Raw genomic sequence first — 10,682 nt, 5'->3', positions numbered from 1 at the left:
GCTCTTCCGAACGGCTGCCCCGCCTGGTCGCGCCAGAACTGTCGAGAGTGGCGTCGAATCATCGGCCCCGACAGGGAGCGGCCCGCCTAAACCCGTTTGCACTGCTCCTTTTTCCACGGCAATATGCCCGCAAAACAACCATGAGAACGGGAAGATAAAATGGCGGCTCCCATCAAGTTCGGCGTTGGCCAAAGCGTGCTGCGCAAGGAGGATGACGCGCTCATCCGCGGCAAGGGCCGCTATACCGACGATTACGCGCCGCAGGCCGCATTGCGCTGCCTGGTGCTGCGCTCGCCGCACGCGCATGCCAAATACACCATCGATGCGAGCCGTGCCCGCACGCTGCCGGGCGTCGCGCTGATCCTGACCGCCGACGACGTCAAGGACCTCGGCAATCTGCCCTGCCTGTTCAACCTCGAGACCGATCCGTTCACCGGCCCGCCTTACCCGATCCTCGCCAGGGACGAGGTGCGCCATGTCGGCGATGCCATCGCCTTCGTGGTCGCCGAGACCATCGACCAGGCCCGCGACGCGATCGAGGCGATCGAGGTCAAATGGTCGCCGCTGCCGGCGGTGACCGGCGTCGTCAACGCCGTGAAGAAGGGCGCAGCCTTGGTCTGGCCGGACAAGCCCGGCAACGTGCTGTTCGACGTCTCGATCGGCGACAAGGCGGCGACGGAAGCCGCCTTTGCCAAGGCGCATGCGGTCGCCGAGATCTCGATCGTCAATCCGCGCGTGGTCGCGAGCTTCATGGAGACGCGCGCCGCGGTGTGCGAATACGATTCCAAGCGCGACCATCTCACGCTGACGGTCGGCAGCCAGGGCAGCCATCGCCTGCGCGACATCCTCTGCCAGAACGTGCTCAACATCCCCACCGACAAGATGCGGGTGATCTGCCCGGATGTCGGCGGCGGGTTCGGCACGAAGCTGTTTCCGTACCGGGAATACGCGTTGATGGCCGTCGCCGCGCGCAAGCTGAAGAAGGCGGTGAAATGGGCGGCCGACCGCTCCGAGCATTTCATGGGCGACGCGCAGGGGCGCGACAACGTCACCACCGCGAAGATGGCGCTGGCCGAGGACGGAAAGTTCCTTGCGATGGACTGCGACCTGATGGGCGACATGGGCGCGTATCTGTCGACCTTCGGCCCCTACATCCCGCATGGCGGCGCCGGCATGCTGCCGGGCCTCTATGATATCCAGGCCTTCCACTGCCGGGTGCGCACCATCTTCACCAACAGCGTGCCGGTCGACGCCTATCGCGGCGCGGGCCGGCCGGAGGCCGCCTATGTGATCGAGCGCCTGGTCGACGCCTGCGCGCGAAAACTCGACATGACGCCGGACGCGATCCGCCGCAAGAATTTCATTCAGCCGAAGGCGCTGCCGTACAAGACCGCGACCGGCAAGGTCTATGATTCCGGCGACTTCGCCGCGCACCTGAAGCGCGCGATGGAGATCGCCGAGTGGAAGGAGTTTCCCAAGCGCGCCAAGCTCGCCAAGAAGCACGGCCTGATCCGCGGTATTGGCCTTGCGAGCTATGTCGAGGTGTGCGGCACCATGGGCGAGGAGACCGCCAATGTGCGGCTCGATCCCAATGGCGACGTCACCGTCCTGATTGGCACGCAATCGAGCGGGCAGGGGCACCAGACCGCCTATGCGCAGATCGTCGCCGAACAGTTCGGCGTCGCGCCCGAGCGCGTCCACATCCACCAGGGCGACACCGACGAGATCGCAACGGGCCTCGGCACCGGCGGCTCGGCCTCGATCCCCTCGGGCGGCGTCAGCGTCGAACGAGCCACGCGTGAGCTCGGCCAGAAGCTCAAGGAGATCGCGGCACAGGCGCTGGAAGCCAGCGCCGGCGACCTCGAGATTTCGGAAGGCGTGGTGCGCGTCGCCGGCACCGACCGCTCGATCTCGTTCGCCGATCTCGCCAAGCGGCCCGGTGTCGATCCGGCGAAGTTGAACGGCAGCGCGACCTTTGCCAGCGCCGACGGCACCTATCCGAACGGCACCCATGTCGCGGAGGTCGAGATCGATCCAGCCACCGGCATCATCAGAATCGTCAACTACGTGATCGTCGACGATTTCGGCAAGACGCTCAATCCGCTGCTGCTGGCGGGACAGGTGCATGGCGGCGCCATGCAGGGCATCGGCCAGGCGCTGATGGAGCAGGTGGTCTACGGCGCCACGGACGGCCAGCTCATCACCGCGACCTTCATGGACTATGCGCTGCCGCGCGCGGCGGACGGGCCGGCCTTCGTGTTCGAGACCCACAACATCCCCTGCAAGACCAATCCGATGGGAGTGAAGGGGGCAGGCGAGGCCGGTGCGATCGGCTCCTGTCCGGCCGTCGTCAACGCCATCGTCGACGCGCTCTGGCGCGAGTACAACATCGACCACATCGACATGCCGGCAACGCCGGAGCGGGTGTGGATCGCGATCAACGAGCACCATCGCCGCCACAGCCTGTAGGCGGCGATTTTCCCCCGGGCGGGAATAAACGTCCCCTGCGGGGTTCTATCCATGATGGACCCATCCTCACCTCTGCGAGCCGGAGACGCTAGCCAATGAAACGAATGATGATTGTCGCGGGTAGCCTTTTGCTGGGCGCCGGCGCCGTGATGGCGCAACAGGAGATCGCCGTTCAGCAGGACAATCTGATGCGCTCGCAGGCCAAGAGCCTGTACACGGTCATCCAGAAGATGACGAAGGGCGACATCCCGTACAATCAGAAGGCGGTCGACGAGGCCATCGCCAATCTCGAGGCCGACGTCGCCAAGATCGCCAAGACCTTCGAGGTCAATCCCAAGCAGGACGTGGTCGACGCGACCTACGGCTCCTCGCAAAAGGTCTGGCAGAACAAGGCCGATTTCGACTCGAAGATTCCTCCGGTGCAGAAGGCGATCGCCGCCGTCAAGGGCAAGATCAAGGACGTCGCGAGCCTGAAGGCCGCCTACACCAGCATCAACGATCGCTGCGCCGACTGCCATGAGACCTATCGGGTGAAGCTGAAGTAGCCGGGGTCCCAGGATCAAGAAGAGGGCGGTTGCGAAAGCAGCCGCCTTTTTTGCGCGACCATGGCCGCGACCAGCAACGCGGCAGGAAATTATTTGCAAGGCCTGACGGATCGCGGCCTGAGCGGTTATCCTTGCTCCAGCCGCCGCGTCGATGTGAGCCGTTGGTTGCTGGCGCATCTCGTTTCCGACTGCCTCATGGCGTCAGGCGTTCCGGCCCGCGGCGAGGATCTCAAATCAGGACAGCGAGACAGGCCATGGCAAAACCGTTCCCGTCGAAGACCCATATCGGCAACCATATGCTGCATCCGGAAACGCTGATGCTGACCTATGGCTATGATCCGCAATTGTCGGAGGGCGCCATCAAGCCGCCGGTGTTCCTGACCTCCACCTTCGTGTTCAAGACGGCCGAGGACGGGCAGGACTTCTTCGACTACGTCGCCGGCCGGCGCGAGCCGCCCGAAGGCATGGGCGCTGGCCTCGTCTATTCGCGCTTCAACCACCCAAACAGCGAGATCGTCGAGGACCGGCTCGCGATCTACGAGCGCACCGAGAGTTGCGCGCTGTTCTCATCCGGCATGGCGGCCATCGCGACCACGATCCTGGCTTTCGTCCGCCCCGGCGACGTCATCCTGCACTCCCAGCCACTGTACGGCGGGACCGAAACCTTGCTGACGAACACGCTTGCGCGCCTGTCGATCGGCGCCGTCGGCTTTGCCGATGGCGTCGACGAAACGGCAGTCAGGCAGGCGTCGGAAGAGGCGATGGGCAAGGGACGGGTTTCGATGATCCTGATCGAGACGCCGGCCAATCCGACCAACGGCCTGGTCGACATCGCGATGATCCGCCGTATCGCCGACGCGATCGAAAAGGCGCAGGGACACACTCCGATCATCGCCTGCGACAACACGCTGCTCGGACCTGTGTTTCAGCGGCCGATCGAGCATGGCGCGGACCTCTCGCTGTATTCGCTGACCAAATATGTCGGCGGTCATTCCGATCTGATCGCGGGGGCCGCGCTCGGCTCGAAGGCGATCATGAAAGGGATCAAGGCGTTGCGCGGCGCCATCGGGACCCAGCTCGATCCGCATTCCTGCTGGATGATCAACCGCTCGCTGGAGACGCTGAGCCTGCGGATGGAGAAGGCCAACGACAACGCGCGCCTCGTGGCTGACTTCTTGCGCGATCATCCCAAGGTCGCCAAGGTTCACTACCTCGGTCATCACGAGGAGGCGTCGCCCGCGGGGCGCGTGTTCGCGCGCCAGTGTCTGGGAGCGGGCTCCACCTTCTCCTTCGACATTGCCGGCGGCAAGGAGGCGGCGGTCAAATTCCTCAATGCGCTGCAGATCCTCAAGCTGGCGGTCAGCCTTGGCGGAACGGAATCGCTTGCGAGCCTGCCCGCAACCATGACCCATTCCGGCGTTCCCGCCGACATCCGCCGCAAGATCGGCGTCCTCGATTCCACGATCCGGCTGTCGATCGGCATCGAGAACCCGTCGGACCTGATCGCCGATCTCGCGCAAGCGCTGAACGCGGCTTGAGCGCCCCCCGGGAATCGAAAAGGCCGGACGCCCCCTCTTGCGCCCGGCCTTCGCGTGCAACGAAGCAGCCTTGAAGCTTACTTCGTCACCTGGCCGCGGATCTCGCCGCCCGGATGGGCCGCGGTGTGGATGTTGATGTAGTACTTGCCGCCGAGCAGATCGGCGGCCTGCGCGTCCGTGAGCGTCGCTTCGCCCTTGACCGGGCTCGAGGCCGCATTCGGGATCGCCACCGCGACGCCGGCGTTCTTGCCGGCCTCGGCAGGCCCGTGGAAATGCGCGGCGGTAGCGGGGCCGGAGAGGCCGGAATAGGTGACGGTCCAGGACAGTTTCTTGCTGGCGGCGTCGTAGTTCAGATCGGCCGTTCCCGTGCCGCCGCTGGTCGTCGCCGGCACCTCGGCCTTGCCGTCGAGCGTTGCCTTCAGCTTCTCCGCGCCGGCCGGGCTCGCAAAAGCGACGGCCCCGAGCGCTAACACGGCGATGGCGGTCTTGTTCATGACATTCTCCCTGTTGAACCCGATGGGGCTGCCAAACTTCCAACAGCCGGCATTTCAGTTTATTCCCGTCTCCGGCCAGGGCGGGCTAAATTCTTCGTGGTTGGAGCCGCGACGACATCGGTCATAGGTTCGCCGCAACGAGTGAATGGGTCCGCATGTTGCAACGAACAAGTCTGGTGGCGCTGCTCGCCGCGGTCGCTGTGGCCGGCGTCTATTGGTGGCTCAGCGCGCCGGTGGTGGCGGCCGCGGCCAATGCACCGGCCCATGTGCCCGATCTCGCCAACGGCGAGGTGATGTTCAACGCCGGCGGCTGCGCGTCCTGCCATGCCGTTCCCAATCAGCCTGATCGTCTCAGGCTTGGCGGCGGCGTCGCGATCAAGTCGCCGTTTGGAACGTTCTACGCGCCGAACATCTCACCCGATCCGAACGACGGCATCGGCAAATGGACCGACGCCGATTTCGTCAATGCTGTGATGCACGGGGTTTCGCCGGCCGGACAGCATTACTTTCCGGCGTTTCCCTATACGTCCTATCAGCACGCCAGGCGCGAGGACGTGCTCGATCTCTTCGCGTATCTGAAAACGTTGCCGGCGGTTGCAGGCAAGGTGCGCGACCACGACGTCGGCTTTCCCTTCGACATCCGCCGTAACATCGGCATCTGGAAGTTCCTGTTCATGGACGGCAAGCCTTTAGTTGCCGACGGCAGCAAGTCGCCGCAATGGAATCGCGGCGCCTATCTCGTCAATAGCTTTGGCCATTGCGCCGAGTGCCACAGCCCGCGCAATGCGCTGGGCGGCATCATCACCGGCCAGCGGTTTGCCGGCGCTCCGAATCCGGAAGGCGAGGGATGGGTTCCGAACATCACCCAGAAGCGCCTTGGCGAGTGGAGCGCGAAGGATCTCGCCAATTTCCTCAAGACGGGTGAGTTGCCGGACGGCGACAGCGTCGGCGGCGCGATGACGCGCGTGATCAAGAACACCTCGCAATTGCCGGACCAGGATCTCGCGGCGATGGCGGAGTATCTCAAATCGCTGCCACCGGTGGACGGGCCGACGCCGCCGAAACGCAAGCAGGCGAGCTAGCGTAGCAAACGCTAGCCCGTGCCGAACGCCTTGAAGGTGATGATGGTGAGGGTGTCCTGGATACCCGGCAGCACCTGCACCTTCTCGTTGACGAAATGGCCGATGTCGGTGTCTTTATCGACGTAGAACTTCACCAGGAGGTCGTATTGGCCGGCCGTGGAGTAGATCTCGGAGGCGATCTCGGCTTCGGCAAGCGCATTGGCCACCGTATAGGACTGGCCGAGCTTGCATTTGATCTGAACGAAAAAAGGAACCATCGCGGGCACTCCGAAAGCGTATTCTTCCGGCTAATAGGCCAAAACCGGCCGGATTTAGCAAGCGAACTTGCCGGGTTCGGCGCGGGCTTGCTAAGACGGGCCATGGCTTGAAAACGCGGAAAATCGTCATGACGACCCCGGTCGCACTCACCATCGCCGGCTCCGATTCGAGCGGCGGCGCCGGCATCCAGGCGGATCTGAAGACCTTTGCCGCGCTCGGCGTCTACGGCGCCTCCGTGATCACGGCACTCACGGCGCAGAACACGCGCGGCGTTACCGGCATTCACGCGGTGCCGGCCGAGTTCGTCACCGAACAGGTCGACGCCGTGTTCTCCGATCTCGAAATTGGCGCGGTGAAGATCGGCATGGTGGCCCAGGTCGCCAGCATCGATGCCATCGCGGCCGCGCTGTCGCGCTGGCGGCCCCGGCACGTCGTGCTCGATCCCGTGATGGTGGCGACCTCCGGCGACCGCCTGCTGGCCGCGGAGGCCGTCAACGCCCTGCGCACCAGGCTGATACCGCTGGCCGCCGTGATCACGCCGAACCTGCCGGAGGCCGCGGCTCTGCTCGACCAGCCGGTCGCGGCGAGCGAGGCTGAGATCGAAACCCAGGGACGCCGTCTGCTGGCGCTCGGCTGCCGCGCCGTCCTGGTCAAGGGCGGACATGGGGAGGGCGCGGAGAGCATCGACTATCTGGTCGGTGCGAAAAGCACCATCGCGCTTGCGGCGCCGCGCATCGCCACCCGCAACACCCATGGCACCGGCTGCTCGCTGTCCTCGGCGATCGCGGCCGGGCTGGCCAAGGGCGAAGACCTGGAAAACGCCGTGCGCCATGCCAAGGCCTGGATCAGCGCCGCGATCGGCGCCGCCGACCGCTTCAGCGTCGGGCACGGCCACGGGCCGATCCATCATTTCCACAGATTCTACTGAGGCGGGCCGCCCGCGGCAGCGCCGCCGCGGTGCACGTTGGGGGCACGCTAGCCCCCACATCGTCATGGCCGGGCCTGTCCCGGCCATCCACGCCTTGCCACGCAGCACGAAGAACGTGGATGCCCGGGACAAGCCCGGGCATGACGATCACCTTCTGCGGCGCCATGTCGCCTGATTGTCGCATGCGACTGATATTCGCGGGGCGGGCGAGGCGAAGTTTGATTCGTATCTGAGGTGCCTCAAGGTTCAATCGGTCATCCCCCTGTCACGGGACATTGTTACAGGCTGGCGCATGGGAAGTTACGATATGAGTGACGAGAGCCCGGAGCGGCGCTTTCGCACCTTGTTCATCTCCGACGTCCATCTCGGAGCCCGCGGTTCTCAAGCCGATCTTCTGCTCGACTTCCTGCGCTACCACGACGCCGACACGATCTATCTCGTCGGCGACATCGTCGACGGCTGGGCGCTGAAATCGAGCTGGCACTGGCCGCAGTCGCATAACGACCTCGTCCAGAAGCTTTTGCGCAAGGCGCGCAAGGGCGCCAAGATCATCTACATCCCCGGCAATCACGACGAGTTCCTGCGCAACTATTATGGTACGCATTTCGGCGGCATCGACGTCGTCGAGAACACGGTTCACACCGGCACCGACGGCAAGCGCTATCTCGTCATCCACGGCGACATCTTCGATCTCGTGGTGCAGAACGCGCGCTGGCTCGCCCATCTCGGCGACAAGGCCTACGACTTCGCGATCCAGATGAACCGCCTCGTCAACTTCTTCCGCCGCCTGTTCGGCGTGCCCTATTGGTCGCTGTCGCAATGGGCCAAGCAGAAGGTCAAGAACGCCGTCAACTATATCGGCGCGTTCGAGCAGGCGCTCGCCGCCGAAGCGCGGCGCCACGATGCTGACGGCGTGATCTGCGGCCACATCCATTACGCCGTCATCCGCGACGAGGCCGGCATCCGCTACATGAATTGCGGCGACTGGGTCGAGAGCTGCACGGCCCTGGTCGAGCATGACGACGGGCATTTCGAGATCATCACCTGGGCGGATCATTTGCAGAGGCCGGCAGCCGTTCCGCAGGTCGCGGCAAGAGCCGCGTGACAAGGCCCGCATGATGCGCATCCTGGTCGCGACCGACACCTGGCACCCGCAAGTCAATGGTGTGGTTCGGACGCTGACCAAGCTTGCCGACGCCGCCAAAGGGCTCGACGTCGAATTCGCGTTCCTGACGCCGCAATCGTTCCGCACCTTCGCGATGCCGAGCTATCGCGACGTGCGGCTCGCCATGCCGCGGCCGGCCCGGATCGCCGGGCTGATCGAGGAAGCGCGCCCGGACAGCATCCACATCGCGACGGAAGGGCCGATCGGACTGATGGTCCGCCGCTATTGCCGCCAGCGCAAGCTGCCGTTCACGACCAGCTTCCACACCCGTTTCCCCGAATATGTCCGCGCCCGCGTGCCGGTGCCGGGCTCGCTGATCTGGCGCGCGCTGCGCCGATTCCACGCGCCCAGCCGTGCCGTGATGGCGGCAACGCCGGCGCTGGCCCGCGAGCTGACCGACCGCGGTTTCGACAATGTCGTGCTGTGGCCGCGCGGGGTCGATACCGGCCTGTTCCATCCCCGTGCCATCGATCTCTGCCTGCCGGCACCGGTGTTCCTGTCGGTCGGCCGGGTCGCGGTGGAGAAGAATCTCGAGGCCTTCCTCGACCTCGACCTGCCCGGCACCAAGGTCATCGTCGGTGACGGCCCGGCGCGGGCCTCGCTCGAACAGGCCTATCCCGACGCGATCTTCCTCGGCGAGAAGCACGGCGAGGCGCTGGCGGAAATCTACGCGGCCGCCGACGTGTTCGTGTTCCCCAGCAAGACCGACACGTTCGGCCTGGTCCTGCTGGAAGCGCTCGCCAGCGGCCTGCCGGTCGCGGCCTTTCCGGTGAAGGGTCCCCGCGACGTGATCGGCGTTGCGCCGGTCGGCGCGCTCGATCACGATCTGCGCAGTGCCTGTTTCGCCGCGCTCGACATCTGTCGGCAGGACTGCGTCGCGTTCGCCGCCAATTACACCTGGGAAGCCTCGGCCCGGGTCTTCATCGACAGCATCCAGGCGGTCGGGGCGGTGCTGCCCGGCCGGACCAGCGCGGAACAGCCGCGCCGGGTCGCCTGAGCGGGTAAAACCTCTCGCGGAGGTGTCTTGCCCGGGCCTCATCGGCCGCGATAACATTCCGCCATGACCGAACAGCTCCTTCCGGTCGGCCCTGCCGATATCGATGCCGCGGCGCGCGTGATCGCGCCTTACGCCATCCGCACGCCGCTGTTGTCGTTTCCCGTGCTCAACGAGCGCGTCGGCGCCAAGGTGTTCTTGAAGCCGGAGATGCTCCAGCGCACCGGCTCGTTCAAGTTCCGCGGCGCCTTCAACAAGGTGTTCTCGATCCCGCAGGACAAGCGCGCCGGCGGCGTGGTCGCGTTCTCCTCGGGCAACCACGCCCAGGGCGTGGCGGCCGCGGCAAAGATCCTCGACATGCAGGCAACCATCGTGATGCCGGCGGATGCGCCGCTGTCGAAGCGCGAGCGCACCAAATCCTACGGCGCCGAGGTCGTGCTGTATGACCGCGACCGTGACGACCGCGAGGCGATCTCGCGCGGCATCGCCGAGAAGCGCGGCGCCACACTTGTAAGACCCTATGACGATCCCTTCGTGATCGCGGGGCAGGGCACCGCCGGCCGCGAGATCGCCGAGGACATGGCAGCGCTCGGCCTCAGCCCCGACATCGTGGTGGCGCCGGCCTCCGGCGGCGGCCTGATCGCGGGCGTCGCGACCGCCGTGAAGGCGCGCTATCCGTTGGCCGAGATCGTGGTGGCCGAGCCGGAGGCATTCGACGATCACGGCATTTCGCTGACCGCCGGCCACCGCGAGCCGCATCCGCCTGCGGGCCGCACCATCTGCGATGCGCTGATGGCCTTGATGCCCGGCGAGATGACGTTTGCAATCAACAGCAAGCTGCTCGCGCGTGGTGTCACGGCGTCCGATGCCGAAGTGGGGGCTGCCGTTGCGTTCGCCTATCGCGAGCTCAAGCTCGTGGTGGAGCCCGGTGGTGCCGTGGGCCTCGCCGCGCTGCTGGCGGGACGTCTCGAGGTCGCTGGGAAGAATGTCGTCATCGTGCTCTCCGGCGGCAATGTCGACGCGGATTTGTTTGCCGAGCTGGTGGCCTAGTCGTCATTCCGGCGCTCGCGAAGCGAGAGCCTGGGGTCCATTTCTCAACCGACCCTGCCGCACGATGGATTTCCGGACCTGCGCCTTCGGCGCATCCCGGAATGACGATGCTCAAGAGCTGACATGAAGAAGGGGCAGAGCATTGCGGCTCCGCCCCTT

At 65.4% G+C, this 10,682-nt stretch carries 10 protein-coding genes; 8 read left to right on the top strand and 2 right to left on the bottom strand.

All coding sequences use genetic code 11. The features are described 5' to 3' along the window. The first annotated feature begins 159 nt into the window (after positions 1-159). The 3 genes from IC50_RS18645 (at position 160) to IC50_RS18635 (ending at position 4,552) form a co-directional block, all read left to right on the top strand. Positions 160-2,469, top strand: coding sequence for a xanthine dehydrogenase family protein molybdopterin-binding subunit (locus IC50_RS18645; protein WP_035707886.1), 2,310 nt, complete (start codon positions 160-162; stop codon positions 2,467-2,469). A 95-nt stretch (positions 2,470-2,564) separates the two neighbouring features. Beyond that, positions 2,565-3,014 (top strand): cytochrome c, encoded by a 450-nt coding sequence (locus IC50_RS18640; protein WP_035707884.1) that lies wholly within the window; start codon positions 2,565-2,567, stop codon positions 3,012-3,014. A 254-nt stretch (positions 3,015-3,268) separates the two neighbouring features. Then, positions 3,269-4,552, top strand: a complete 1,284-nt coding sequence (locus IC50_RS18635; RefSeq protein ID WP_035707881.1) for a cystathionine gamma-synthase family protein — start codon at positions 3,269-3,271, stop codon at positions 4,550-4,552. Between the two features lie 77 nt (positions 4,553-4,629). Here IC50_RS18635 and IC50_RS18630 read toward each other — a convergent pair whose 3' ends face one another. Further along, positions 4,630-5,046, bottom strand: a complete 417-nt coding sequence (locus IC50_RS18630; RefSeq protein ID WP_035707877.1) for a CHRD domain-containing protein — start codon at positions 5,044-5,046, stop codon at positions 4,630-4,632. A 155-nt stretch (positions 5,047-5,201) separates the two neighbouring features. Here IC50_RS18630 and IC50_RS18625 point away from each other — a divergent pair, with 155 nt between their 5' ends. Next, positions 5,202-6,128 carry a c-type cytochrome gene (locus IC50_RS18625; protein ID WP_035707874.1) on the top strand — a complete coding sequence of 309 codons (927 nt, stop codon included), beginning with the start codon at positions 5,202-5,204 and terminating at the stop codon, positions 6,126-6,128. A gap of 11 nt (positions 6,129-6,139) precedes the next feature. Here IC50_RS18625 and IC50_RS18620 read toward each other — a convergent pair whose 3' ends face one another. Next, positions 6,140-6,385 carry an Lrp/AsnC ligand binding domain-containing protein gene (locus tag IC50_RS18620; RefSeq protein WP_018642903.1) on the bottom strand — a complete coding sequence of 82 codons (246 nt, stop codon included), beginning with the start codon at positions 6,383-6,385 and terminating at the stop codon, positions 6,140-6,142. A gap of 128 nt (positions 6,386-6,513) precedes the next feature. Here IC50_RS18620 and thiD point away from each other — a divergent pair, with 128 nt between their 5' ends. From thiD to IC50_RS18600, 4 genes are all read left to right on the top strand, one after another. Continuing rightward, entirely contained in the window at positions 6,514-7,314 is an 801-nt protein-coding gene (gene thiD / locus IC50_RS18615) for a bifunctional hydroxymethylpyrimidine kinase/phosphomethylpyrimidine kinase (RefSeq protein WP_035707872.1), read from the top strand. A 292-nt stretch (positions 7,315-7,606) separates the two neighbouring features. Continuing rightward, complete coding sequence (locus tag IC50_RS18610; protein ID WP_081492466.1) at positions 7,607-8,419, top strand: UDP-2,3-diacylglucosamine diphosphatase; 813 nt, start codon at positions 7,607-7,609, stop codon at positions 8,417-8,419. 13 nt (positions 8,420-8,432) lie between these two features. Further along, positions 8,433-9,476 (top strand): glycosyltransferase family 4 protein, encoded by a 1,044-nt coding sequence (locus tag IC50_RS18605; RefSeq protein ID WP_035707905.1) that lies wholly within the window; start codon positions 8,433-8,435, stop codon positions 9,474-9,476. 63 nt (positions 9,477-9,539) lie between these two features. Next, complete coding sequence (locus tag IC50_RS18600; protein WP_035707866.1) at positions 9,540-10,523, top strand: threonine/serine dehydratase; 984 nt, start codon at positions 9,540-9,542, stop codon at positions 10,521-10,523. Positions 10,524-10,682 lie beyond the last annotated feature (159 nt).

It is taken from the genome of Bradyrhizobium genomosp. I (2014), assembly GCF_000261685.1.
Lineage (GTDB): Bacteria > Pseudomonadota > Alphaproteobacteria > Rhizobiales > Xanthobacteraceae > Bradyrhizobium.
The sequence above is the reverse complement of the archived record's forward strand: the minus strand, read 5'-3'. Positions and strand labels throughout refer to the sequence as shown.

What these genes read in the sequence shown, in the direction of transcription:
- IC50_RS18640 (WP_035707884.1), top strand. Translation starts at nt 2,565, where the DNA reads ATGAAACGAATGATGATTGTCGCGGGTAGCCTTTTGCTGGGCGCCGGC.
- IC50_RS18635 (WP_035707881.1), top strand. Translation starts at nt 3,269, where the DNA reads ATGGCAAAACCGTTCCCGTCGAAGACCCATATCGGCAACCATATGCTG.
- IC50_RS18600 (WP_035707866.1), top strand. Translation starts at nt 9,540, where the DNA reads ATGACCGAACAGCTCCTTCCGGTCGGCCCTGCCGATATCGATGCCGCG.
- thiD (WP_035707872.1), top strand. Translation starts at nt 6,514, where the DNA reads ATGACGACCCCGGTCGCACTCACCATCGCCGGCTCCGATTCGAGCGGC.
- IC50_RS18645 (WP_035707886.1), top strand. Translation starts at nt 160, where the DNA reads ATGGCGGCTCCCATCAAGTTCGGCGTTGGCCAAAGCGTGCTGCGCAAG.
- IC50_RS18620 (WP_018642903.1), bottom strand. Translation starts at nt 6,385, where the DNA reads ATGGTTCCTTTTTTCGTTCAGATCAAATGCAAGCTCGGCCAGTCCTAT.
- IC50_RS18610 (WP_081492466.1), top strand. Translation starts at nt 7,607, where the DNA reads ATGGGAAGTTACGATATGAGTGACGAGAGCCCGGAGCGGCGCTTTCGC.
- IC50_RS18630 (WP_035707877.1), bottom strand. Translation starts at nt 5,046, where the DNA reads ATGAACAAGACCGCCATCGCCGTGTTAGCGCTCGGGGCCGTCGCTTTT.
- IC50_RS18625 (WP_035707874.1), top strand. Translation starts at nt 5,202, where the DNA reads ATGTTGCAACGAACAAGTCTGGTGGCGCTGCTCGCCGCGGTCGCTGTG.
- IC50_RS18605 (WP_035707905.1), top strand. Translation starts at nt 8,433, where the DNA reads ATGCGCATCCTGGTCGCGACCGACACCTGGCACCCGCAAGTCAATGGT.